Source organism: Streptomyces sp. NPDC031132 (genome assembly GCF_055570595.1).
The window spans coordinates 75,915-98,959 of sequence record NZ_JBVIGX010000016.1 but is presented as its reverse complement, the minus strand read 5'-3'; the positions used below and the strand labels follow the sequence as shown (position 1 = coordinate 98,959).

Below are 23,045 nucleotides of genomic sequence, written 5' to 3'. Positions count from 1 at the left end.
CGCAGAGGGACGTTCAGAGCAACATTTGAGGTTCCCGGTCAGCGCGGAACTCCGCCGGCGAGCCGCGCCCGCAGGGCGGGATGGTCCGCGACCACCGTCGCCGAACCGGGGGCGATCTCCGTGAAACCGGCATCCCGGACCACCGGCAGCCCGCTCGCGCTCAGCTCCGCCCACCGCTCGCGCGCTGCCGTCCGTACGGCCAGCCGGAAACCGGAGTCCTGCCAGGCGGTGCGCTCCGCGCCGGTCAGCTCCCACCACGCCAGCTGCGCCGCGTGCCCGGCCTGGGCCATCGCCTTGCCGGCGGACATCTCCAGGTCCGGGTTGAGCCACAGCACCGGAGTCCCCGCGGGGGCCGGAGCGACCGGCTCCGGGTCGTCCAGGTCGGTCCCCGAGACCTGGAGCTTCGCGAGCTCCTTGGGCCAGCCGTCCAACGGCACCGGCGGGAAGACCCGAACCTCCGCCATGTCACCGTGCACCGTGACGCCGGGCAGGGTGCCGGCCTTGCGCCACTCCGCCCCGCGCGCCCGCCGCACCACCTTCCGGATCCGGGCGTCCTGCCAGTCCCGGACCGCCTCGGCCCACTCGCCCTCGCCGTGCGCCCGCTCGTCCGTCAGCAGGACCAGCACGGCCCGGGCCGCGGTCTCCAGCGCGTCCGTCCGGGCGGGCGGCTCGGCCTTCTCGATCCGTACCACCAGGGGCAGGACGAACTGAGGCGCCTCGTCGCGGGCGACGTGCTCCTGACGGAACGGGCTGTCCGCCCCGACCGCAGGTACGTCTGAAGTGTGGTTCTGGTGCTGGCTGCTCATCCCGCCAAGGATGCCAGCCTCCCACTTGAGGAGGATGCCGCGGGGTCCCGGGCCGGGTGAGGATCGGGGTCATGAAGAGCGATCTTTTTGCGTCCGAGAACCTGGCCCAGCCGTCGGCGGCTCCGGGCATGACCCTCCAGAACGCCAAGTCCGTGAAGTACACCGTCAACGGTGAAATGCTGGCCCGTCAGGGCTCGATGGTCGCCTTCCGGGGGAACCTCCAGTTCGAGCGCAAGGGCCAGGGCATAGGCGGCATGCTCAAGCGCGCCGTCACCGGCGAGGGCCTCGCGCTGATGTCCGTACGCGGGCAGGGCGAGGCCTGGTTCGCGCACCAGGCCGGGAACTGCTTCATCATCGACTTCGAGCCCGGCGACTCGCTGACCATCAACGGCCGCAACGTGCTCTGCTTCGACCCGACGCTCTCGTACGAGATAAAGATGGTGAAGGGCGCCGGCATGACCGGCGGCGGCCTCTTCAACAGCCTCTTCACCGGCACCGGCAAGCTCGCCGTGATCTGCGACGGCCACCCGATCATCATCCCGGTCACGGCGCAGAACCCCGTGTACGTGGACACCGACGCGGTGGTCGGATGGAGCGCCCAGCTGGAGACGGGCCTGCACCGCTCCCAGTCGGTCGGCTCGATGATCCGCGGCGGCTCCGGCGAAGCCGTCCAGCTGATGCTGCGCGGCGAGGGCTTCGTCATCGTCCGCCCCAGCGAGGTGACCGAGACGGCGGCGGCGCACTGAAGCTGACCGGTGTGGGCCGCCGCTACGGGCTGCGGCGGCCCTGGGTGCTGCGCGGGGTCGCCCTGGACCTGCCGCCCGGCGCCCTCGTCCGGATCGAAGGCCCCAACGGCGGCGGCAAGTCCACCCTGCTGCGCATCGTCGCCGGGATCGACACCCCGTCCGAGGGGCGGATCACCGGGCGGCCAAGCCGTACGGCATACGTGCCCGAGCGCTTCCCTGCGGCGCTGCCGCTCACCGCGGCGGCCTACCTGACCCACATGGGCCGGGTGCACGGGCTGGCACGCGGCGAGGCGGCGGACCGGGCCGCCGAGTGGCTGGAGCGGTTCGGGGCCGCCGGGTACGCGCACACCCCGCTGGCCGAACTCTCCAAGGGCAGCAGCCAGAAGGTGGCCGTCGCGCAGGCGCTGCTCGCCGAGCCCGGGCTGCTCGTCCTCGACGAGGCCTGGACCGGGCTGGACGTGCCCGCCCGCGCCGAGCTGGACCGGGCCGTCGCCGAGCGGACCGCCGCCGGGGGCACGGTGGTCTTCGTCGACCACGACCCGGCGCGGCTCGCCGGAGCGGCCGATGCGCACCACCGGGTCGAGGGGGCCGCGCTGGTTCCCGTACGGGTGGCTGCCGATGCGGGGGCGTACGTACGGATCGAGGTCGCCGGACCGCCCGGCGCCGAGCCCCCCGCGGGCCTGGCCGCCGCGCCCGCGCCCGGCGGGGGCCTGCTGCTGACGGTGCCCGCCGCCCGGTCCGACGCCGTGCTGCGCGAGCTGCTCACCGCGCCCGCGCCCTGGCACATCAGAGCCGTGGAGGAACTGCCGTGACCGGCCTGCTGCGTTACCAGAGCGTGCTGCTGCTGCGCTCCCAGCGCTGGATCGCACCGCTGCTCGTGTACGCGGCGTTCCTCGCCGCCGGGGTCCGCCCGGGCGATCCCCTGCTGGACTCGCTGGGCTTCGCGGCCGCCGGACTGGTGCCGGTGACGGTCTGGCTGGTCCGGGTCTGCGTGACCAACGAGCCCGACGCCGCCCGCGACTGCGCGGCCGCCGCGGCCGGTCCCGTACGGGTGCACGCGGCGGCCCTGCTCGTCGCGCTGGGCGGGGCGCTGCTCGCCGGGGCCGTGGGCACGGTGGCGGTGCTGCTGATCGGCAATCCGGGACGCAAGGTGGCACCGGAAGACGCCGCCCTGGCCGGGGTACTGGCGGTCCTCGCGTGCGCGCTGACCGGCGCGGCCGTGGGGGCGTTGTGCAGCCGGCCGCTGCTGCGGTCGACGGGGGTCGCGGTCCTGGCGGGCGGCCTGGGCTCCCTGCTGGCCTGGGGCCTGGCCGGCTCCCCGGCGCGCAGCGCGGTGACCGCGCTGGTGGAGGGTTCCCGGGTGGAGGTCGTGACGCTGCCGCTGGCGGCCTTCGCGGGGGCGCTGGTGCTGGCCTGCGGGGCGGGTGCGCTGGCCTGCGTCGTCAGTGCGCGCCGGGGCTGAGTAGGCTCGGAGACATGGACGAAGTGGACGCGCCGGCGGGAACCGAGTCGTACTGCCCCGCCCCGGCGGCGCCGGCCGGGCGGGTGGCCGGTCCGCCGTACGCCGACTGCCTGGAGTGCGGCAAGCCCACCGAGTACGGGGTCGCGACCCCGGGCGTGGTGCTGTGCCCGGTGTGCGAGTGGCAGGACGCGCAGCGCACCGCCTGCTCCGGCTGAGGCCGGGCCCGGCCTACTTCCCGATGAGCTCGGAGACCTTGACGAAGCGGTAGCCGCGCTTGCGCAGCTCCGGGACGATCTTCCGGACGGCCTCCTCGGTGACCGGGGCGGCGCTGCGCGTGCAGTGCATGACCACCACCGAGCCGGGCTTCACCCCGCTGAGGACCTGCTCGGCCACCGCGGCGGGGTCCTTGGCGAAGGCGTCCCCGCTGACCACGTCCCACTGGACGGCCGTGACCTTGGCCGTGGACACGGCCCGCAGCGCCTGGTCGTCGTAGCAGCCGCCCGGGAAGCGGAAGTACGGGACGGTGTTGACCGCGCCGGCCGTGCGGAAGGCGGCGAAGGCCCGGTCCACATCGGCCCGCGCGGCGGCGGTGTCGAGCGCGGGGAGCCCGTAGCAGGGCGACGTGAAGGCGTGGTGGCTGTACGAGTGGTTCGCGATCTCGAAGTTCGGGTCGGTGCCGATCGACTTGGCCTGGTCCGGGTACTCCTCGGCCCAGCGGCCCGTCATGAAGATCGTCGAGGGCACCCGGAGCCCCCGCAAGGTCGCGATGAGCTGGGGGTTGTCGAAGTGCTCCCCGTCCGCGGCCCGCTGCCCCTGGTCGGAGGTCATGTCGGCGTCGAAGGTCAGCGCGACGGTCTTGTCGGTCTGCTGCTTCGCCCGCTCGAAGACCGGTGTCAGGCCGTTCGGGCCGGGCGCCAGGGTCGGGGCCTTGGTGGGCGGCGGGGCGGCGGCCGGGGAGGAGCCGGCCGCCTGCGGCGAGGCGGGGGAGACCGGCGGCGCGGAGGCCCCGGGGGTGCCCATACGGGCCTGGCCGCCGGAACCGGCGCCGGGGCCGGAGGGGCCGCTGCCGCCTCCGCAGCCGGCGAGGGCCGTGCAGAGAGCGGCACTGAGGGCGGCCGCGACCGCCACATTGCGCACAGAAAGGGTCACGCAGGCAAAATATATGACCATCTGCCAAGCAGATCGCAGCGGCGCGGGGGCGGGTCCGTCAATCGCCCGCCCGCCACGTCTCCTCAGGTTTCGAGCAGCTGGGCGCGGCACGCTTCGACGTCGAAGCCGGCCGCGGGATAGCGCGGACCGATCTCCTCCAGGTGCTCGAGCAGCAGCGTGCTCACCGCCCAGTTGCGGTACCACTTGCGGTCCGCGGGGACGACGTACCACGGTGCGGCGTCGCTGGAGCAGCGCTCCAGGGCCAGCTCGTACGCGTGCCGGTACTCGGGCCACAGTCCGCGCTCGTCGATGTCGGCCCGGCTGAACTTCCAGTGCTTGTCGGGGTTGTCGAGCCGCGCCAGCAGCCGCTTGCGCTGCTCCTCGTAGCTGATGTGGAGGAGCACCTTCACCACGGTCACGCCGTCCTGCGCGAGGGACTCCTCGAACCGGTTGATCTGGGCGTAACGGTGGTTCAGCTCGCTGCGCGAGACCAGCTCGCGGACGCGGGCGACGAGGACGTCCTCGTAGTGCGAGCGGTCGAAGATGCCGATCTCGCCCGGCAGGGGGAGCGCCTGCTTGATGCGCCAGAGGAAGGGGTGGCCGTGCTCCTCGGGGGTGGGCGCCTTGAAGGCCCGGATACGGCAGCCCGCGGGGTTGAAGAAGCCGATCACGTGCTTGACGGTGCCGCCCTTGCCGCTGGTGTCCATGCCCTGGAGCACGAGCAGGAGGCTGCGGCGGTCGCCGGCGGTGCTCGCCGCGTACAGCCGCTCCTGGAGGGAGGCGAGCGGCCCGGCCAGCTGCGCGGTGGCGGCCAGGCCGGCGGCCTTGCCGGCGGGGCCGCCGGGGGTCGCGGCGGGATCGAAGGCACCGAGGTCGATGCGCTCACCGGCGGGGACGCGGAGCAGCGGCCGCAGCGGGGCGTCGGGGGCGGGCGGCGCGGCCTTCTCGGCGCGCGCGGCCTTCTCGAGCCGCTTCGGGGCCTTGCCGCCCTTCCTGTTCTCTTGCCGGTCCTTCTTCCGGTCCTTCTCGTCGTCCTTCTTCTTCTTGGTCTTCTGGGCCACCGCCACCCACCCCGATCCGGTCGATTCCCTCCGATCCTCCATCACATCGGACGGGGTCGCGAGGGCACGGCCGGCTCAGCGCCAGGGGCCCGTCACGGCGAAGGTGGTTCCCGGCGTGTAGGCGTTGACGTACATCGTCCGCCCGTCCGGGGAGAAGGTGACCCCGGCGAACTCCCCCCACTCCGGGGCGCCGGGCCGGCCGATGTCGTCGGCGTTGCGGGCCATCGGGTAGACCTCGCCGGCCGGGGTGACGCCGAAGACGTACTGCGCCCCGCCGCCGTCCTCGCACACCATCAGGCCGCCGTCCGGCGCCAGGCAGATGTTGTCGGGGGAGTCCCCGGGCAGCTGGATGTCGGCGGCCGGGCCGAACAGCACGTCCAGGCGGATCGTGGCCCGCCGCGGGTCGTGGAACCACACCTGGCCGTGGTGGTCGGCGGCCGCGCCCTCGAGGGTGCGGGCGTAGCTGGAGACGAAGTGGACGCCGCCGTCGCCCCAGTAGCAGCCCTCCAGCTTCTGCGCGTGGGTGATCCCGCCCGGCCCGAAGTCCTGGAACCGGATCGGGGTGTCGGCCGCGGAGGGGTCCGGCACGGGGACCCACTCGACCGGGAACTCGGCGCCGGGCTCGTCCACGACGGAGAGGTCGGCCAGCCCCGGGACGCGCAGGGCGTCGAGAGCGCCGCCGGCGCGGAGGGAGCCCGGGCCGCGGAGGGGCTGCGCGGGCAGGAAGCGGTAGAAGAGCCCGAAGGGCTCGATGAAGGCGTCCTCGGTCTCGTAGACGGTCCCGCGGTACGGGTCCACGGCGACGGCCTCGTGCGCGAAGCGGCCCATCGCGGTGAGCGGGACGGCGCCGGAGCGGTGCGGGTCGCCGGGGTCGACCTCGAAGACGTAGCCGTGGTCCTTGGTGTACCCGGAGGTCCCGGCCCGGTCCTCGGTCTCTTCGCAGCTGAGCCAGGTGTTCCAGGGGGTGCGGCCGCCCGCGCAGTTGACGGCGGTGCCGGCGAGGGCGACGCGCTCGGCGGTGACGCCGCCGCTCGGGTCGAGCTCGAGGAGGGTGCAGCCGCCGAGGGCGTGGGGGTCGTACGTGAGGCCGCCGACGGCCGGGACGCGGAGGGCGGCGGTGGTGCGGTTCTCGTGGTTGCGCACGAGGCGGACGCGGCCGGAGCCCGCGTCGAAGGCGGCCATGCCGTCGCAGTTGGCCGGTACGACGCCCTCGCCGGAGCGGAGGGGGTCGCCGGCGCGGGAGAGCACCCGGTAGCGGAACCCGGCGGGGAGGTCGAGCAGCTTGCCGGGGTCGGCGACCAGTGGCCCGTACCCCTGCCGGGGCGGGGTGGCGCGGGAGCTCCCGGCGAAGAGGGCGCCGAGGGCTCCGGTGAAGGCGATTCCGGCGCCGGTGCCGGCGGCGAGCAGGGTGCGGCGGGTGACGGACATCGGCGGCTCCCGGGGTGAGGGGTGACGGGGCCGTGTTACCACGCACCCCCGCCCCCCGCACCGGGACGCGCCGAGCGGCGCCCCTGCCCCGGCGGAGCGGCAAGGGCGCCCCGCCGGGCGGAGTCGCCAGGCCGTCTGTTCCGGATCTTGCTCCCCCAGCTACCGCTGGGAGGTGCCCCCAGACCCGCGCCGTCCGGCACCGCACCTCGCCGCGTTGTCGAGGCTCCCGAGTACGTCCGGTACTCGGGAGCCTGTCCGCCGTGCGATGCACGGCCCCGGACGACGCGGGCTCAACCGGCAGGATCCGAAAGGGACGGCCTAGATCAGCTCTGCGCTGAGGGTGATCGTCGTGCCCGTCAGGGCCTGGCTGACCGGGCAGTTCTTCTTCGCGTCCTCCGCGGCCGCGGCGAAGCCCTCCGCGTCCAGGCCCGGGACCTCGGCGCGCACCGTCAGGTGGATGCCGGTGATGCCCTCACCCGGCTGGAACGTCACATCGGCCTTGGTCTCCACCCGGGTGGGCGGGGTGCCGGCACCGTCCAGGCCGTGCGAGAGGGCCATCGAGTAGCAGCTGGAGTGCGCGGCGGCGATCAGCTCTTCCGGGCTGGTCTTGCCGTTCGCGGCCTCGGCGCGCGAGGGCCAGGAGACGTCGAACGAACCCTGACCCGAGGAGTCGAGGGTGACGACACCGCTGCCCTTGAGCAGGTTGCCTTCCCAGTCGGTGTGCGCGGTACGCGTGGTGGCCATGGTGGATCCCTTCGGAGGATGGGAGAACGGCCGGACCGTCCTCCATAGGGAACGGCCGGCGCCTCCAAACCTACTGGGACACCAGGGGTTTCGCGTCGCGCGCCAGCGCAGTGAGCCTCGAGATGGCCCGGAAGTACTTCTTGCGGTAGCCGCCGTTCAGCATTTCTTCACTGAAGAGCTTGTCGAAGGGGACGCCGGATGCCAGGACCGGTATCTCGCGGTCGTACAACCGGTCCGCCAGGACCACGAGGCGCAGCGCCGTCGACTGGTCCGGGACGGGGCCGACGTCGGTCAGGCAGACCGCCGATATGCCGTCCGTGAGGGCGCCGTACCGGCTGGGGTGGACCCGGGCCAGGTGTTCGAGGAGGCCCGGGAAGTCGTCCAGGCTCGCACCCTCGGTCGCGTACGCGGCCTTGGTGACCTGCTCGTCCGAGAACGGCGCCGGCGCCTCCGGCAGGCCGCGGTGGCGGTAGTCCTGGCCGTCGATGCGCAGCGGGCGGAAGTGCGCGGAGAGCCCCTGGATCTCCCGCAGGAAGTCCGCGGCGGCGAACCGGCCCTCGCCGAGCTTGCCGGGCAGGGTGTTGGAGGTGGCGGCGAGCGCCACGCCCTGCTCGACGAGGCGGCTGAGCAGCGAGGAGACGAGGACGGTGTCGCCCGGGTCGTCCAGTTCGAACTCGTCGATGCACAGGAGGCGGTGGCCGCCCAGGGTCTGGACCGTCTGCTGGAAGCCGAGCGCGCCGACCAGGTTCGTCAGCTCCACGAAGGTGCCGAAGGCCTTCAGCGCGGGCTCGGCCGGGGTGGCGTGCCAGAGGGAGGCCAGCAGGTGGGTCTTGCCGACGCCGTAGCCGCCGTCGAGGTAGACCCCGCGCGGGGCGGTCGGCACCGGGGCCTTCTTCGCGAACCAGCGGCGCTTGCCGCCGCCGCTGGCGTGGGCTCCGCCCAGCCCGGCGGCGAAGCCGCTGAGCACGGTGACGGCCTCGGACTGGCTCGGCTGACCGGGGTCCGGGTTGTACGTGTCGAAGCGCACCGAGTCGAAGCGGGGCGGCGGCACCATCTCGGCCACCAGCCGTTCGGCGGGCACCCGGGGCTCGCGGGCGCACAGGGCCTGCGGGCCGACGTCGGCCGGGCCGGCTATCGGGGGTCGCCCGTAGGTGGATCCGGAGGTGGAGAGTGATGTTGACACAGCTCTTAACTCTACGGGGCGTGGCACACTGCACCGATGCGACGCCTGTTCCCTGTGACCGATCAGACACCGGCCGATCAGCCACCAGCCCCCGGGGCCCCCGCGGACCGCGAGTGGTCGCTGGACGAGCTGGCGGATGCGTACGCGTACCCCGAGCTCGGCCCGGAGGGCCACTGGCTGCGGGCCAACATGGTCTCCACCCTGGACGGCGCGGCCCAGCACGACGGGCGCTCGCAGCCGATCTCCGGCGAGACCGACATGCGGATCTTCGGCACCCTGCGGGCCCTGGCCGATGTGGTGGTCGTCGGCGCCGAAACGGTTCGCCAGGAGGGCTACCGCCCGGCCCGGGCCCGGGAGGCCTTCGCGGCCCGGCGCGCGGCCGCCGGACAGGGTCCCGCGCCGGCCATCGCGGTGGTCACGGCCAGCCTCGACCTGGACTTCTCGCTCCCCCTCTTCACCTCCCCCCTGGTGCCCACCCTCCTGGTGACCGGGGCGACCGCGCCCGCCGACCGGGTGGCCGCGGCCGCCAAGGCCGGGGCCGAGGTCGTGGTGGCCGGCAGCGGGGCCGGCGCGGATCCGGGCCGGGTGGTGCGGGAGCTCGCGGACCGGGGGCTGCGCCGCCAGCTCACCGAGGGCGGGCCCCGGCTGCTGGGGCAGTTCGTGGCCGCCGACGCGCTGGACGAGCTGTGCCTGACGATCTCGCCGATGCTGGCGGCGGGCGGCGCCCAGAGGATCTCCGGAGGGCCCTCCGTCGCCGTGCCGCACCGGCTGGCGCCCGCCTCCGTACTGGAGGAGGCCGGGTTCCTCTTCACGAGCTACCGTCGGATCTGAGAAGGGGCGGAATTTCTTGTTCCGCTTAGCTTCCGGTGGGCACATACCTGGGCAGACATATCCCCGCAAGGCCCCGTGCGAGAGCGGGGCAGGATGGTTTCCGCAGGGGCCGGCCGACCGGCCTCGGCCCATGAAGGAGAGGGCGTCCGTGTTCACGAGCGTTTTGATGATCGAGCAGCCGCTGACCGGCTTCGACGTGGACTTCGTCACCAGCCTGCACGGGGACGACCCGGTCTCCTTCCTCGTCCTCATGCAGCCCCGGGGCGACCAGGACCGGCTGCTGCGCGCCATCGACGACGTGGCGCTCGGCGAGCTGCCCGAGGCGCTCCGCGAGGGCGACGTGCCCGAGGGACACGCCGCCCGGGGCCCGGCCGAGCAGGCCCTCGTGATCTCCCTGGAGGCCCTGCGCAAGAAGGGCGCCAAGGCCAGCGGGCAGATCATCGAGGACCACCCGCTCGACAAGCTGAAGGCCGTCGTGGAGGAGTCGAACGCCGACGAGGTGATCGTCCTGACCGCCCCGCACTTCGTCGAGGAGTTCTTCCACCGGGACTGGGCCTCCCGCGCGCGCCACAAGGTCGGGGTTCCGGTGCTCAAGCTCTTCGCCCACAACGAATAGGCTGGCGTCCGACACACGCGCCGGGCGGCCCGCACCGCCGAGACCCCCGACGCACCGACCCGCACTCTGGGGAGATCCCGTATGACGCCGCCCGGCCTGCCGAACGCCATGGAACGCCCGCACTTCATCGGCATCGGCGGCGCCGGGATGTCCGGCATCGCGAAGATCCTCGCCCAGCGCGGCGCGCAGGTCGCCGGCAGCGACGCCAAGGACTCCGAGACGGCCCAGGCACTGCGCGCCCACGGCGCCACGGTCCACGTCGGCCACGCGGCCGGCCACCTCGCCGACGACGCCACCTGCGTCGTCGTCTCCAGCGCCATCCGCGCCGACAACCCGGAGCTGGCCCGCGCCGCCGAGCTCGGCATCCCCGTCGTGCACCGCTCCGACGCCCTGGCCGGCCTGATGGACGGCCTGCGGCCGATCGCGGTCGCCGGTACCCACGGCAAGACCACCACCACGTCGATGCTGGCGGTGTCCCTGTCGGCCCTGGGCCTGGACCCCTCGTACGCCATCGGCGGGGACCTGGACGCCCCCGGCTCCAACGCCCACCACGGTGAGGGCGACGTCTTCGTGGCCGAGGCGGACGAGAGCGACCGCAGCTTCCACAAGTACACCCCGCAGGTCGCGATCATCCTCAACGCGGAGCTCGACCACCACGCGAACTACGCGTCGATGGACGAGATCTACGAGTCCTTCGAGACCTTCGTCGGCAAGATCGTGCCCGGCGGCACCCTGGTCGTCGCCCACGGCCAGGCGGGCGCCGCCGAGATCGCACGCCGGGTCCGCGGAACCGAGGGCCTGAACGTCGTCACGTACGGCGAGGAGGCGGACGCCGACGTCCGGATCACGAAGATCACCCCGCGTGGTCTGACCAGCGAGGTCACCGTGGTCATCGGCGGCCGGATGCTCACCTTCACCGTCTCCGTGCCCGGCCGCCACTACGCGCACAACGCCGTCGCGGCCCTCGCCGCCGGTGTCGCCCTCGGCATCCCGGCGCACAACCTGGCCTCCGCCCTCGGCAAGTACACCGGCGTCAAGCGCCGCCTCCAGCTCAAGGGCGAGGCCGCGGGCGTGCAGGTCATCGACTCCTACGCGCACCACCCGACCGAGATGACGGCCGACCTGGAGGCCATCCGGGGCGCCGCCGGGGACTCCCGGATCCTGGTCGTCTTCCAGCCGCACCTCTTCTCCCGCACCCAGGAGCTGGGCAAGGAGATGGGCCAGGCCCTCTCCCTCGCCGACTCTTCGGTGGTCCTGGACATCTACCCGGCCCGCGAGGACCCGATCCCCGGCATCACCAGCGAGATCATCATCGCGGCGGCCCGTGCCGCGGGCGCCGACGTCACCGCCGAGCACGACAAGGCCGCCGTCGCCGACGTCATCGCGGGAATGGCCAAGCCCGGTGATCTCGTTCTCACCATGGGCGCGGGCGACGTCACGGACCTCGGTCCGGCGATCCTCGCCCGGCTGACGGACTGAGCGGACGAGGGAGCGGGAAAGTCATGTCGTACGAGGTCGAGAAGACGGACGAGCAGTGGCAGGCGGAGCTGACGCCGTCCGAGTACCAGGTGCTGCGCCTGGCCGGCACCGAGCCGGCGTTCCGCGGTGAGTACACCGACACGAAGACGGCCGGCGTCTACTCCTGCCGCGCCTGCGGCAACGAGCTCTTCCGCTCCACCGAGAAGTTCGAGTCGCACTGCGGCTGGCCGTCCTTCTTCGACCCGAAGGACTCCGACGCCGTCGAGCTGAAGGCGGACGTCTCGCACGGGATGGTCCGCACCGAGGTGCTCTGCGCGAAGTGCGGCTCCCACCTGGGCCACGTCTTCGAGGGCGAGGGCTACCCCACGCCCACCGACCAGCGCTACTGCATCAACTCCATCTCGCTGCGGCTGGCGCCCGACGGGGGCTGATGCCGCTCGGCTCCTCCCCGCCTGGCGTCCCCGGCTTCCCGGGGTTCAGACCGCGACGCGGTCCACGGCGGGGAGGAACTGGTCGTAGAAGGCCGTCTTGAGGCGCAGGGCGTGCTCCTCCAGTTCCCGGAAGCAGTCGGTCGACTCCTCCTGGGCGAGGAGTTCGGTCACCCGCGTGGCCAGGCGGTCGGAGTGGGAGCCGGACAGCAGGGACACCGTCGCCAGGGAGTGCGTCTTCGCGTCGTGGACGTGGTGCGGGTGGTAGAAGCGTGAGCGGTTCCTGCCGTCGTCGGTGAGCTGGGGGGCCATCCGCTCCCACAGCTGCCCGTACTCGACGGAGACCAGCACTTCGCCCCAGAACCGCAGGATCGTCAGCAGCCGCAGGTCGGCATTCGCGTGGCCGCCCGCGTCGGCGATCAGCTCCAGGGTGTCCTGGACGACCTGCTGCGTCTCGGCCGTGGGCCGCGAGGCCGCCAGGGCGGAGCGGGAGATCCCCAGCCGGCTCATGTCCTGCGTCATGTCCTCCCGGTGCGAGGGCGTGAGGCCGTGGCCGTCCGGATACTCCTCGCGCAGGATGACCCGCGCGATCCGCAGCCCCTCCTCGTCGCGCAGCAGGTCGATCGCGAGGTCGTAGGAGGGGGTGAAGGCGAGCGAGACGAAGCGCCGCTGGAGCAGGAGCGCTGCGAAGTCCTCTTCCGGGAGCCCGGCGGCGTTCGCGAGGACCGGATGCGCCGTGAACTCGGCGATCAGGGAATCCTCGAACGCGTCCAGAGCGTGCAGATCGTGCATGGCCGTACCTTTCCGTGGATCACAGGCTGATGCTTGCCACCGACGTGCGCCAGTCGAGGAGATCCACGTCCTTGCCGATGCTCCACAGCGTGCGCAGCTCCTGCTGGACCTCCTCGCCCATGACGGTGTCGCCGCCGTCGATCTCGATCTGGGTGGAGTCGATGGCGAGTTGGCCGTGCAGGAACGAGCTGACCAGGAAATGCTGGTCGACCTTGAACACGGCGATGGAGGGCAGGGAGTTGTAGAGCCGCACCTGGAGGCGCGCCCGGCTCTCGGCGGGAACGTCCCCGTTCAGCTGGGCGAGTCCGGCGAGGCAGGATTCGACGCTGGCCCTCACGTTGACCGCGAGCGCGGGATCCCGCACGGCTCGGAGCGCCTCGTCGCGCAGCCCCGCCACCGGCGACGAGGGGTGCAGCAGCAGGATGCGTACGCTGATCTGCTGATCGACGAGCGCCTTGCGCAGGGCGGCCCTGAGATGGTGCAGGTTGGGGATCCAGGTCTGCAGGATCACCAGTTCCTCCCCGGCCCGTTCGAGGAACCCGGTGAACACGTCTTCGGGGAAGCGGCTGTGCACCCCGACCACGCCGCCGTAGTGCTGCCGCTTGAGGCGCTGGGCGATGGCGTCGACGTCCAGCTTGGACAGGTGCGCCTCGACGTTGTCGTGCAGGGTGTCGATCTTGGTCCGGACGCTGGTGTCCAGGGCCTTGACGTCGTCCTGCACCTCGTCGAGCCGTTTCAGGCGGTCGAGTTCCAGCAACAGGAACACCGTGACCGTGCTCAGGATGAGCAGCGTGACCTTGGGGAGCGCGCCTCCGGGGGCGAGTGCGTCGAGCCAGCCGAAGAGGTCCGCCAGCAGGACCACCACACCCGACGTGGCCAGCAGGCCGAGCGCGATCTGCTCCACCCTGCGGCGGACGTCCGCGCTCCGACGGCGAACTTCGTTGCTCATGTCACCCCAACCCCCGTCTCGACAGGCCTACTTGAGCGCTGACCGTACACCGCACCACGATGGGCAAGGGCGCATTTCCGGCCAACACCTCAGATGAGGCTGTGCCGTACGGCACAGGCCACGGCGTGGGCGCGGTTGCGGGCCTGGAGGCGCGACATCAGCTCGTAGATCACGTTCTTGATGGTGTGCTCCGAGCAGGACAGGGTGCGGGCGATCACCGCGTTGCCGTGGCCCTCCGCCATCAGTGTCAGCACCGCGGTCTGGCGGGCCGTGAGCCGGGGGGTGTCCGGCGGGGCCGCGGACCGGGGCCCCGGTGCGGTCGCGGTGGCGGCTCCGGCGGCTCCGGTGGCGATGCCGATGGCGGTGCCGGCGGTCGTGGCCGCGCCGAGCAGGCGGACCAGGGCCGGGTACGGCATCCGGCCGTCCCCGGCCTGGCGCAGCAGGCTCAGCCGGTCCGGCGCCGCCGGGACGCGTACGGGCGCGCTCTGGCGCGTGAGTTCGGCTACGGCGCTCACAGCAGGCCCACCCGGAGGGCGTAGGCGACCGCGTGCGCGCGGTTGCGCAGCCGGAACCGCTGGGTGATGTCGTGGACGACGCTCGTCACGGTGCGCGGCGAGTAGCACAGCTGCTTGGCTATCTCGTTCGTCTCGTGGCCGTCGGCGACCAGGCGCAGCACGCTGCGCTCCCGGTCGCTCAGGCCCGCAGCCGCCCACGGGTCCGTACTCCCGTCGGACCCGCTGCCCGCCCGGCCGCCCGCGCCGGAGCGCTCCAGCAGCCGGTCCAGCAGGTCCGGCGGCAGCGTGCAGTCGCCGCGGGAGGCGGCCAGTACGGCGCGCGAGAGCCGATGGACGTCCGCCTCGCGGCGGCGCAGCAGCCCGCGTGCGCCGGCCGCTATGGCGTGCAGGGCGCCGTCGGGCGCCAACTCGCCCGCCACCAGCACCACATCGGGGCGGGCCGGGGCGTCGCGGACGGTGCGCAGGACGTCGAGCTCCGGCCGGCCGACCTGGTCCACGGTCATGACCACGACCCGCGGTGCGCCGCCCGGCGCCGTCAGGCACACCTCCGGGCAGGCGAACAGGGTGCTCTTGGTTCCGGCTTCCAGCACGGGGTCGAATGCGACGACGTCGACAGGGACGGGTACTCCCACCAGGTCCTCCGATGATCATCCGCCGGCCGGGGTAGCCGGACGGGCGGAAGGGGCACTGGACACAGGCTGCGGGGCACCGGCCGGGCGGGGCATCGGGCCCCGGCCCCCACATTTCGCGAACCTGCCCTTCCGCAGGTACGGATGCTGCGCAGGCAGCCCTCGAGGCCGCCCGCGACCTGCCGGAACCGGTGCGCCGCCGCCCCGCCCGACGGCCGCCGCACGACCCCGTACGGCAGGCCCGCAGGGTCCATGGGGGCGGGTCCGCGGAATATGGGGGATCGGCCCCCATGTGCGCGGCGCCGCGCTCTGCGAGTTTTCTCCTGTGACTGACACCGCCACCACCGCCGAAGAAACCCAGGTCGGCGGCCTGGCCCCCTCCTGGTGGGCACGGGCCCTGAACCTGCGGGAGCGGCTCGCCGCCCCGGGTGCCCCGGTACCCGCACCGGCCGACGCCCCGCACGGCCGACCGGCTTCCCCGCCCCTGTGGGCCCTGGGGGACCCGGAGGGCTTCGCGGCCCGGCTGGCGAGCCTGGGAGCCGGCGAGGACGTGGCGTACGCCCTCGCGGCGGAGGCTCCCGGCCGGCTGGCCGCCCGTACGGCCAAGCCGCAGTGGGCCCGGTACATCGAGCAGACGGTGGCCGCGGCCCCCGCACGGGCCGGCCGGCCGGTCCCCGCGGCGCAGGACGCGGACGGCGCCGCGGTGTTCCTGCCCGCGCTGCGCCCCCTGATCGAGGCGGCCTGGGCGGAGGCGGCCGCAGGCATCGACCTCGCCGGGGGTGAACTCGGCGCCGTGCGGGCCGCGTTCGAGGAGCGGCTCGGCGACCGGCTGATCCGGCAGGCGGCCCGCACCCTGGTCCGGGAACTCCACCGGGCCCGTACGGAGGGCCTGCTGGCGGGGGAGACCCCGCGGGAGCGGTTCGCGGCCTTCCTGGCCCGGCTCGGCACCCGGCAGGGCCTCGCCGAACTCTTCACCCGCCACCCGGTGCTGGCGCGGATGCTGGGCCAGACCTGCGTCCTGGCCGCCGCGGCCACGGTGGAACTGCTGGACCGTTTCACCGCCGACCGGGCGGCGATCGTCGACGGGCTGCTGCACGGCTGCGACCCGGGCGCCCTGGTACGGGTGGACCTCGGCCGGGGCGACGTCCACCAGGGCAACCGGTCCGTGGCCCTGCTGGGCTTCGCCGACGGGGCGACCGTCGTCTACAAGCCCCGGCCGCTGGACCAGCACGTCCTGCTGGACCGGGCGGTGGACTGGACCAACGGCAAGGTGCCGGGCCTGGGCCTGAGGACCCCGCGCTCGGTGCGCGGCGACGGGTACGGGTGGCTGGAGTTCATCAAGCACGGCTGGTGCGCCACGCCCACCGAACTGGACCGGTTCTACCGGCGCCAGGGCGCGCTGCTCGCTCTCCTCTACGCGGTCGACGGCGTGGACATGCACTACGAGAACGTCATCGCCTGCGGTGACCAGCCGGTGCTGGTGGACGCCGAGACCCTGCTCCACTCCGGGCTGCCCGCGGCCGTGACCTGCGGTTCCGACCCGGCGGCGGACGCCCTGGCCTCCTCGGTGTACCGCACCTGCCTGCTGCCGAGCCTGTTGATCGGCGAGAACGGCGCCATGGACATCTCGGCGCTGGGCGGCGGCGACGGCGGCTCGTACCCCAGCGACGGACTGCGCTGGGAGGCCGCCGGGACGGACCGGATGCGGCTGTTGCGCGGCCCGGTGGCCAGCGCGGCCGGGCAGAACCGGCCGGCGCCGCAGGGCCGGGCGGCCGGCCACGCCGACCACCGGGCGGCGCTGCTCGAGGGGTTCCGGGCGGGGTACGACGCGATCGCCGAACACCGGGCCGAACTCCTGGGCGGCGCAGATGCAGACGCCGACGGCGGGGAGGGCCTCGACGGCGGTCTGCTGGCCAGCTGGGCCACCAGCCCCGGGCGCCTGATCGCCCGCTCGACCCGCCTCTACACGACGCTGCTGGACGAGTCCACGCACCCCGACGTGCTGCGCGACGCCCTGACCCGCGACGCGGTGCTCGCCGTGCTCTGGGCGGAGTCCGAGCACGACCCGGCCCGCCAGCGGCTGATCGAGGACGAGATCGCCGACCTGTGGTCCGGGGACGTGCCGCTCTTCTTCCACCACCCCGCCGACACCGCGCTGCGCGCCTCCCGGGGCACCCGCCTCGACGGGGTGCTGCCGGCCCCGAGCCTGCGCTCCGCCCGCGACAAGATCGCCGCCATGGGGGAGGTGGACCGCCACGACCAGGAGTGGATCATCTCGGCGACGCTCGCCGTCACCGGGGCCAACCTCAGCGTCGGCGGCCCCCGTTCGACCCTCGCCGGCCCCGCCGCGCCGGCCGTCGTACCCGAGCCCTCCCGGCTGCTGGCCGCGGCCTGCGGCATCGCGGACGAGATCGCGGCCCGGGCGGTGCACGGCGGCGGCCGGGTCAACTGGCTCGGCCTGGAGCAGGTGGCCGGCGAGCACTGGGCCGTGCTGCCGATGGGCGGCGGGCTCGCCCAGGGCTACTGCGGGGTGGCGCTGTTCCTGGCCCAGCTCGGCGCCCTGACCGGCGCCGAGCGGTACACCGCGCTGGCCCGGCAGGCCGTACGGCCACTGCCCGCGCTGCTGGCGACGCTGGCCGCGAACCCCGGGCTCGGCGCCGCGGTGGGTCCCGGCGCCCTGCACGGACTCGGCGGCATCGTCTACACCGTGGCCCGGCTGGCCCCGCTGCTGGGTGAGGGCCTGGGCGACTGCCTGCCCGACGCCCTCGCCGCCCTGGAACGCGCCGCCGAGGCCGACGCCGAGGAGGGCGCCGAAGGGTCCGCCGATCTGGCCGACGGCCTCGCCGGAGCCCTGGCCGCCGCGGTCGCCGCGCAGCGTACGTACGGGGCCGAGGCGGGGGCGGTGGCCCGGCGGCTCGCCGACCGGCTGCTGGTCCGGGCCGAGAAGCGGCTCGCCGAACAGCGCCCGGTGGTTCCCGGCTTCGCCCACGGCGACGCCGGAATCGGCTGGGCCCTGCTGCGCCACGCCGCCGCCGCGCAGGAGGCGGGGCAGCCGGACGCCGCGTACTCCCGTGCCGGTGCCGCGCTGCTGCGCCCGGCGCTGGACGAAGCCCTGCGCCGCCCCACGGACCTCGGCTGGCACACCGGCCTCGCGGGCACCGCGCTGGCCGCCGCGGACGTGCTCGGCCGCGACGCACTCGGCCGCGACGCACTCGGCGCCGACGTGCCCGTCGCAGAACTCGACCGGTGCGCCGCCCTGTCGGGCGCGCCCTTCGCATCCTCCGACCTCAGCCTGCACCACGGCGCCCTCGGCTCCCTGGAACTGCTCGGCGTCCTCGCCGGGCAGGGCCACGAGGGGGCCCGGGCCGCACTCGGCCACCGCGCCGGGGAGGTCCTCGGCCGGCTCGAGGACCACGGCCACCGCTGCGGCACCCCCGACCACGTGCCTTCGCCCGGTTTCCTCACCGGGCTCTCCGGGATCGGATACGCCCTGCTCAGGCTGGGCTTCCCGGAGGCCGTTCCGTCCGTCCTGCTGCTCGAACCCGATCGGCAGCTCTGCACCGCAGCACGTCAGCACTGAGCACCACTCCCCGTCAGGCAACGAGAAAGGTACTCACCACCATGCAGAAGCCCCAGGTCAACGCCCAGTCCGTCACCGCCGCCGACGAGGCCGCCGCCGACACCGCGGCCGAGGCGCGGATCGAGGACCCGGCCGGCGGGATCACCCTGTCGGGTCGGAACAAGGCGTGCGCCCGGGCCCGTGCGCTGGCCGGTGTGGTGCTCACCAGCGGCATCGTGATCACCCTGAGCTCGATCGACACCAGCGTCTCGGCCCCGAACGTCACCTGGTAGCCCGTCTCCCGTCACCTGGTGGTCCGTGTCCGATCTTCTCCGGATCTTTCCCGGATCTCCACGCCGCCCTTGTTCGGAACGGCCAACTTTCGTCGCACAATGAGCCGTTCACATGAACTAGATTGCGGACATGCGTTCCCGTTCGCGGTACATCGTCGGTCGTGACTCGCAACTGCGCGAGATCAAGCAGGCACTGACCGACGCGGGCGAAGGGCGCGGCGGCGTCGTCTTCCTGGTCGGCGAAGCCGGAATCGGAAAGTCCCGGCTCGCCGCCGAAGCCGTGGGCATGGCCTTCGGCATGGGCGTGCGGGCCCTGAGGGGCCGGAGCAGCACCACCGGCCCCACCGTCCCTTTCCGGCCACTCACCGAAGCGCTGATGTCGCTCTTCCGCAGCGGCCCGCTCGACGGCACCTCCTTGGACGACCTGCCGCTGGGCCCCTACCGGCCCGCGCTCGGCAGGATCATCCCGGACTGGAGCAGCGACGCCCAGGACAACAGCTCCATGGTCATCCTCGGCGAGGCCGTGCTGCGGCTGCTCATCGCCACCGGCAAGGAGCACGGACAGCTCCTCCTCCTGGAGGACCTGCACGACGCCGACCCCGAGACGCTCGCGGTCGTCGAGTACCTGGTGGACAACCTGGAGTACACCAACGTGGTGCTCCTGGCCACGATCCGTACGGAGCCCTGCGACGCGCTCGACATGGCCGACTCGGCCCGCCGGCGCGGCGTGGGGACCGTACTGGAACTCGCCCCGCTCACTCGCCCCGAGGTGCGCGCGGTCATCGCCGCCCAGCTGGACACCGAACCCGAGCTGGTGCCGCAGGCGGCCCTGGACCGGCTCTGGGACGACAGCGCGGGCAGCCCCTTCCTCGTCGAGGAACTCCTCCAGGGCATGATCGGCAGCGGTGCGCTCGTCCGCTTCGAGGACGGCTGGCGCGTGGTCGGCGACCTGCGCAGCGACGTGTCCACCGCCCTGGCGCGCGGGATCCTGCGCCGCATCGACCGGCTCGGCCCGCAGGGGCTGACCCTGCTGTCCGCGGCCGCCGTGATCGGCCGCCGCTTCCCGCTGACCGTGCTCCAGCGGATGACCGGCATCGACGACCGCGGACTGCTCAGCCACCTGCACGCCGGCGTCGCGGCCCAGCTCGTCGTCCCCGACGAACCCGCCCCGGACTGGTACGCGTTCCGCCACTCGCTCACGGCCGAGGCCCTACTCACCCAGCTCACCCCGGGCAACCGGGCGACGATGTCGGGCCGTGCCGCGGACGCGGTGCAGGCGCTCTACCCGGACCTCGAGGGCGACTGGTGCCCCCTCGTCGCCGAGCTGCGCTCCCAGGCGGGCGACGAGGCCGAGGCCGGCCGCCTGTTCACCGACGCCGGCCTGCGCGCCCTCGCCGCCGGCGCGATCGGCTCCGCGATCACCCTGCTCAGCCGCGCCGAACGGCTGCTCGCCGCCAGCCAGGACCCCGCCGGGCGCACCGACGCCCTGGAGGCCCTGCTCCCCGCACTCGCCGAAGCCGGGGACTTCGCCCGGGCCTTCGGTTTCGCGGAGAACCTGCACACCCTCGGGGGCAGCGGCCTGAGCGCCTCCCGGCTCGCCGCACTGCACACCCGGCTCGCCAAGGTGGCCCACACCGCAGGCCGCTGGGAGGACGGCAACAGACAGATATCGCAGGCCAGAGCCCTCCTGGGAGCCCGGCCCGACGAACGCTGCACCGCCTCGATCGACGTCACCGCCGCGTACCTCGCACTCGACACCCCCGGCCCGGACCGCACCCAACTGGCCGAGAAACTCGCCCACTCCGCACTCGAGGCGGCGCAGCGCCACGGCCTGGCGACCGTCGCCTGCCAGTCCCTGGAACTCCTCGCCACCCTCGCCCGCGAACGGGACTTCGACGAGGCCACCGCCCTGCTGGAATCGGCCCTGCAGACCGCCGAACAGCACCAGCTCCCGCTCCAGCGCATGTACGCGCTCACCCGGATCGGCGGCAACTACTGGCTCACCGAGGGCGCCACGGCCCCCCTGCTGGCGGCCCGCAGCGAGGCCCAGCGCCTCGGCTCGGCCACCATCGTCTACACCATCGACGGCATCATGATCCTCGACGCCGTCCTGCGCGCCGAGTTCACCGCCGCGCAGCAGTCCGCCGAGGAGTGCCTGGCCGTCGTACAGCGCCTGCGGCTGGCCCCGGCCACCCGCTACGTCCTGATGGCCCGGGCGGCGATGGCGGCCCACCGGGGCGACCGGCCCGCGATGGAGAGCGCCCTCGCCGCCTTCGCCGACTGCGACGGGGCCGGCTCGCAGGAAGAACCGCTGACCCGCGGCCTCGCCCGGGCCTTCTGCGCGCTGACGGAGGAGGACCGGCCCGGCGCCGTCCGCGAACTGCGCGCCGTCGCCGACCTCGAGGACACCAACCCCAGCACGTACTACCTCAGTGGCCGGTACGGCATCGGCCTGCTCCTGGACGTGCTGTCGGGGGACGCCGACCGGGCCGCGTACGAGGAGATCGCCGCCACCGCGCCCGGGCGGATGCGCTGGAACCGGCAGTTCGTCCTCTTCGCCGGCGCCGTCCTGCTGGGCCGCGAACGCCGCCCCGAGGAGGCCGCGGCCGCCGCGGCCGAGGCCCTGCGCGCCGCAGCCCCGTACGCCACCGCACTCCACCTGGGCCTGCGGCTGATCGCCGAAGCGGCGTACGAGGACGGCTGGGGCGAGCCGGTGGCCTGGCTGCGCCGCGTCGAGGAGCACTTCCACCAGGGCGGCGTGACCGCGGTCGCGGGCGCCTGCCGCGCGGCCCTGCGCCGGATGGGCGCCCCGGTCCAGCAGCGCCGCACGGGTTCGAGCACGATCCCGGACGTCCTGCGCTCCCAGGGCGTCACGGTCCGCGAGTACGAGGTCTTCCGGCTCCTCGCGGAGCGCCTGGGCAACAAGGACATCGCCGACCGCCTCTACATCTCCCCGCGCACGGTCGAGAAGCACATCGCCGCCCTCGGCACCAAGACGGGCCGCACCAACCGCGCCGCCCTCTGCGAACTCTCCGCGTCCCTGGCCTCCTCGGCGCCCTGACGCCCCGGCCCCCGCGCCGGGACGACGCGGGGGCGGCCGGCGCCCGGTCAGCGCATCTCGCGAACCCTCCGGGAGCTGAGGATCCCGATCGCCGTCACCGCCAGGACCGCCGCCGAGAGGGCGAACATCGGGCCGGTGCCCGACTGCGCCATGGCTCCGCAGACGATCAGGGAGAGCGGGGCCACCGCGTAGCCGATGACCATGTCCACCGAGATCACCCGGCTCAGCACCGGGCCGTCGATGGTGCGCTGGATCCAGCTGAGGCCGAAGACCCCCTGGAACCCCATCCCGAAGCCCATCGCCAGGACCGTCACGAGCGCACCCGCCGTACTGCCGATCAGGCCGAGCAGCCCCGTGCCGATGGCGAGCCAGCCCGCGAGCGCGGCGATCAGCAGGCCGATCCGGGGGCGGCTGCTCACGGCGCCGCCGACGAGGGTGCCCAGCATCGCCCCGCCGGCCAGCGCGCCGTTGAGCAGGCCGAGGGTGGTCGAGCCGCCGTGCAGGTCGACCTTGGCCAGGGAGGCGAAGCCGACGGTGAACGGGCCCGCCTGGCAGAACGTCACCGCCGCGTCGACGGCCAGGATCGTACGGATCCGCGGATCCTCGAACGCGTACCGCAGCCCGGCGCGGATCCGGGCGCCCAGTGAGAGGGCGGCCTCGGCCGGGTCCGCCGCCGTGTCCCCGCCGGGGCGGGGCAGCGGGCGGATCCTCGCGACGCACAGGCCGCAGAGGGCGAAGCACACCCCGTCGACCAGGAAGGCGACCGGGGCATTGGAGAAGGCCACCACCATGCCGCCGACGGCCGGGCCCAGCACGGCCGACACCTTGGCGGCGACCGCGAGCAGGGCGTTGGCCGGGGCGAGCTGCTCCTTGTCCACCACCGACGGCAGGATCGACGCCCGGGCGGGCTGGAAGAACGCGTCGACCGCGCCGAAGCCCGCGGCGGCGCAGCACAGCATCCACACCGTCAGGGACCCGGCCAGTCCGGCCAGGCCCACGCCGGCCATCAGGCCGGCCCTGGCCCAGCTGGAGAGCGTCATCAGCGTCCGCGAGGACCATTTGTCGCTGAGGGAGCCGCCGACCAGGGTGAGCAGGGCCCGCGGCACCGCCTGGAAGGCGAGTACGTAGCCGAGGGCCAGGGGGGACTGCGTGAGGCCGAGGGTGATCCAGGAGAAGGCGATGTAGCTGAACCCGTCGCCGAGCAGGGACAGGGACTGCCCCAGCCACAACAGGCGGAACGACGGCAGCCGGGCGGGGGCGCTCAGCCGGGACCGCGCGTCCACCAGGGTGGAAGCCATGAACAGAATCCCTTCG

22 protein-coding genes are annotated in these 23,045 nt (G+C 73.8%); 11 read left to right on the top strand and 11 right to left on the bottom strand.

What is annotated here, in order from left to right; genetic code table 11:
• Window positions 1-38: 38 nt before the first annotated feature.
• Entirely contained in the window at window positions 39-806 is a 768-nt protein-coding gene (locus ACZ49B_RS23760; protein ID WP_468309189.1) for an aminoacyl-tRNA hydrolase, read from the bottom strand.
• Between the two features lie 71 nt (window positions 807-877).
• Between ACZ49B_RS23760 and ACZ49B_RS23755 the strand changes: the two genes are divergently transcribed.
• The 4 genes from ACZ49B_RS23755 to ACZ49B_RS23740 are packed head-to-tail and all read left to right on the top strand — an operon-like array spanning window position 878 to window position 3,229.
• Window positions 878-1,552: an AIM24 family protein gene (locus tag ACZ49B_RS23755; RefSeq protein WP_468309187.1), complete on the top strand. Its 675-nt coding sequence runs from the start codon at window positions 878-880 to the stop codon at window positions 1,550-1,552.
• Entirely contained in the window at window positions 1,549-2,364 is an 816-nt protein-coding gene (locus tag ACZ49B_RS23750) for an ATP-binding cassette domain-containing protein (protein ID WP_468309271.1), read from the top strand. The genes ACZ49B_RS23755 and ACZ49B_RS23750 overlap by 4 nt, the downstream gene beginning before the upstream one ends.
• Window positions 2,361-3,014: an ABC transporter gene (locus ACZ49B_RS23745; protein ID WP_468309185.1), complete on the top strand. Its 654-nt coding sequence runs from the start codon at window positions 2,361-2,363 to the stop codon at window positions 3,012-3,014. Before ACZ49B_RS23750 ends, ACZ49B_RS23745 begins: the two co-directional genes overlap by 4 nt.
• 14 nt (window positions 3,015-3,028) lie before the next feature.
• Entirely contained in the window at window positions 3,029-3,229 is a 201-nt protein-coding gene (locus ACZ49B_RS23740) for a hypothetical protein (protein ID WP_468309183.1), read from the top strand.
• A 13-nt stretch (window positions 3,230-3,242) separates the two neighbouring features.
• On the opposite strand, the gene ACZ49B_RS23735 is transcribed toward ACZ49B_RS23740, so the two are convergent.
• The 5 genes from ACZ49B_RS23735 to zapE form a co-directional block, all read right to left on the bottom strand.
• Window positions 3,243-4,163: a polysaccharide deacetylase family protein gene (locus tag ACZ49B_RS23735; protein WP_468309180.1), complete on the bottom strand. Its 921-nt coding sequence runs from the start codon at window positions 4,161-4,163 to the stop codon at window positions 3,243-3,245.
• Window positions 4,164-4,246: 83 nt separating this feature from the next.
• Complete coding sequence (locus ACZ49B_RS23730; protein ID WP_468309269.1) at window positions 4,247-5,077, bottom strand: PPK2 family polyphosphate kinase; 831 nt, start codon at window positions 5,075-5,077, stop codon at window positions 4,247-4,249.
• Window positions 5,078-5,299: 222 nt separating this feature from the next.
• Window positions 5,300-6,652 carry an alkaline phosphatase PhoX gene (locus tag ACZ49B_RS23725; protein ID WP_468309178.1) on the bottom strand — a complete coding sequence of 451 codons (1,353 nt, stop codon included), beginning with the start codon at window positions 6,650-6,652 and terminating at the stop codon, window positions 5,300-5,302.
• A gap of 318 nt (window positions 6,653-6,970) precedes the next feature.
• Window positions 6,971-7,396, bottom strand: coding sequence for an OsmC family protein (locus ACZ49B_RS23720; RefSeq protein ID WP_390351083.1), 426 nt, complete (start codon window positions 7,394-7,396; stop codon window positions 6,971-6,973).
• Window positions 7,397-7,466: 70 nt separating this feature from the next.
• Window positions 7,467-8,531 (bottom strand): cell division protein ZapE, encoded by a 1,065-nt coding sequence (gene zapE, locus ACZ49B_RS23715; RefSeq protein ID WP_468309266.1) that lies wholly within the window; start codon window positions 8,529-8,531, stop codon window positions 7,467-7,469.
• An 84-nt stretch (window positions 8,532-8,615) separates the two neighbouring features.
• On the opposite strand from zapE, the gene ACZ49B_RS23710 reads away from it, so the two are divergent.
• The 4 genes from ACZ49B_RS23710 to msrB all read left to right on the top strand — a co-directional run bounded on the left by ACZ49B_RS23710 (window position 8,616) and on the right by msrB (window position 11,936).
• Window positions 8,616-9,410: a pyrimidine reductase family protein gene (locus ACZ49B_RS23710; RefSeq protein ID WP_468309174.1), complete on the top strand. Its 795-nt coding sequence runs from the start codon at window positions 8,616-8,618 to the stop codon at window positions 9,408-9,410.
• 148 nt (window positions 9,411-9,558) lie between these two features.
• Window positions 9,559-10,026: an indole-3-glycerol phosphate synthase gene (locus ACZ49B_RS23705; protein ID WP_468309172.1), complete on the top strand. Its 468-nt coding sequence runs from the start codon at window positions 9,559-9,561 to the stop codon at window positions 10,024-10,026.
• Window positions 10,027-10,107: 81 nt separating this feature from the next.
• Complete coding sequence (gene murC / locus ACZ49B_RS23700; protein WP_468309170.1) at window positions 10,108-11,505, top strand: UDP-N-acetylmuramate--L-alanine ligase; 1,398 nt, start codon at window positions 10,108-10,110, stop codon at window positions 11,503-11,505.
• A gap of 23 nt (window positions 11,506-11,528) precedes the next feature.
• Window positions 11,529-11,936 (top strand): peptide-methionine (R)-S-oxide reductase MsrB, encoded by a 408-nt coding sequence (gene msrB, locus ACZ49B_RS23695; RefSeq protein ID WP_468309168.1) that lies wholly within the window; start codon window positions 11,529-11,531, stop codon window positions 11,934-11,936.
• 45 nt (window positions 11,937-11,981) lie between these two features.
• On the opposite strand, the gene ACZ49B_RS23690 is transcribed toward msrB, so the two are convergent.
• The 4 genes from ACZ49B_RS23690 to ACZ49B_RS23675 all read right to left on the bottom strand — a co-directional run bounded on the left by ACZ49B_RS23690 (window position 11,982) and on the right by ACZ49B_RS23675 (window position 14,821).
• Window positions 11,982-12,725, bottom strand: coding sequence for a hypothetical protein (locus tag ACZ49B_RS23690; protein ID WP_468309165.1), 744 nt, complete (start codon window positions 12,723-12,725; stop codon window positions 11,982-11,984).
• Between the two features lie 19 nt (window positions 12,726-12,744).
• Window positions 12,745-13,674 (bottom strand): hypothetical protein, encoded by a 930-nt coding sequence (locus ACZ49B_RS23685; RefSeq protein WP_468309164.1) that lies wholly within the window; start codon window positions 13,672-13,674, stop codon window positions 12,745-12,747.
• 89 nt (window positions 13,675-13,763) lie between these two features.
• Entirely contained in the window at window positions 13,764-14,189 is a 426-nt protein-coding gene (locus tag ACZ49B_RS23680; RefSeq protein ID WP_468309161.1) for a helix-turn-helix transcriptional regulator, read from the bottom strand.
• Entirely contained in the window at window positions 14,186-14,821 is a 636-nt protein-coding gene (locus tag ACZ49B_RS23675) for a helix-turn-helix transcriptional regulator (protein ID WP_468309158.1), read from the bottom strand. The genes ACZ49B_RS23680 and ACZ49B_RS23675 overlap by 4 nt, the downstream gene beginning before the upstream one ends.
• Before the next feature lie 322 nt (window positions 14,822-15,143).
• On the opposite strand from ACZ49B_RS23675, the gene ACZ49B_RS23670 reads away from it, so the two are divergent.
• The 3 genes from ACZ49B_RS23670 (at window position 15,144) to ACZ49B_RS23660 (ending at window position 21,731) form a co-directional block, all read left to right on the top strand.
• Window positions 15,144-18,398 carry a type 2 lanthipeptide synthetase LanM family protein gene (locus tag ACZ49B_RS23670; RefSeq protein ID WP_468309155.1) on the top strand — a complete coding sequence of 1,085 codons (3,255 nt, stop codon included), beginning with the start codon at window positions 15,144-15,146 and terminating at the stop codon, window positions 18,396-18,398.
• A 41-nt stretch (window positions 18,399-18,439) separates the two neighbouring features.
• Window positions 18,440-18,670, top strand: a complete 231-nt coding sequence (locus ACZ49B_RS23665) for a hypothetical protein (protein WP_468309153.1) — start codon at window positions 18,440-18,442, stop codon at window positions 18,668-18,670.
• 130 nt (window positions 18,671-18,800) lie between these two features.
• Window positions 18,801-21,731: a helix-turn-helix transcriptional regulator gene (locus ACZ49B_RS23660; RefSeq protein ID WP_468309151.1), complete on the top strand. Its 2,931-nt coding sequence runs from the start codon at window positions 18,801-18,803 to the stop codon at window positions 21,729-21,731.
• Between the two features lie 47 nt (window positions 21,732-21,778).
• On the opposite strand, the gene ACZ49B_RS23655 is transcribed toward ACZ49B_RS23660, so the two are convergent.
• Window positions 21,779-23,029, bottom strand: coding sequence for an MFS transporter (locus ACZ49B_RS23655; RefSeq protein ID WP_468309148.1), 1,251 nt, complete (start codon window positions 23,027-23,029; stop codon window positions 21,779-21,781).
• Window positions 23,030-23,045: the final 16 nt, after the last annotated feature.

Excerpts from the sequence above, each read along its gene's own strand:
- ACZ49B_RS23760 (WP_468309189.1), bottom strand. The coding sequence starts at position 806 with ATGAGCAGCCAGCACCAGAACCACACTTCAGACGTACCTGCGGTCGGG.
- ACZ49B_RS23755 (WP_468309187.1), top strand. The coding sequence starts at position 878 with ATGAAGAGCGATCTTTTTGCGTCCGAGAACCTGGCCCAGCCGTCGGCG.
- ACZ49B_RS23740 (WP_468309183.1), top strand. The coding sequence starts at position 3,029 with ATGGACGAAGTGGACGCGCCGGCGGGAACCGAGTCGTACTGCCCCGCC.
- ACZ49B_RS23725 (WP_468309178.1), bottom strand. The coding sequence starts at position 6,652 with ATGTCCGTCACCCGCCGCACCCTGCTCGCCGCCGGCACCGGCGCCGGA.
- ACZ49B_RS23720 (WP_390351083.1), bottom strand. The coding sequence starts at position 7,396 with ATGGCCACCACGCGTACCGCGCACACCGACTGGGAAGGCAACCTGCTC.
- ACZ49B_RS23710 (WP_468309174.1), top strand. The coding sequence starts at position 8,616 with ATGCGACGCCTGTTCCCTGTGACCGATCAGACACCGGCCGATCAGCCA.
- murC (WP_468309170.1), top strand. The coding sequence starts at position 10,108 with ATGACGCCGCCCGGCCTGCCGAACGCCATGGAACGCCCGCACTTCATC.
- msrB (WP_468309168.1), top strand. The coding sequence starts at position 11,529 with ATGTCGTACGAGGTCGAGAAGACGGACGAGCAGTGGCAGGCGGAGCTG.
- ACZ49B_RS23690 (WP_468309165.1), bottom strand. The coding sequence starts at position 12,725 with ATGCACGATCTGCACGCTCTGGACGCGTTCGAGGATTCCCTGATCGCC.
- ACZ49B_RS23685 (WP_468309164.1), bottom strand. The coding sequence starts at position 13,674 with ATGAGCAACGAAGTTCGCCGTCGGAGCGCGGACGTCCGCCGCAGGGTG.
- ACZ49B_RS23665 (WP_468309153.1), top strand. The coding sequence starts at position 18,440 with ATGCAGAAGCCCCAGGTCAACGCCCAGTCCGTCACCGCCGCCGACGAG.
- ACZ49B_RS23660 (WP_468309151.1), top strand. The coding sequence starts at position 18,801 with ATGCGTTCCCGTTCGCGGTACATCGTCGGTCGTGACTCGCAACTGCGC.
- ACZ49B_RS23655 (WP_468309148.1), bottom strand. The coding sequence starts at position 23,029 with ATGGCTTCCACCCTGGTGGACGCGCGGTCCCGGCTGAGCGCCCCCGCC.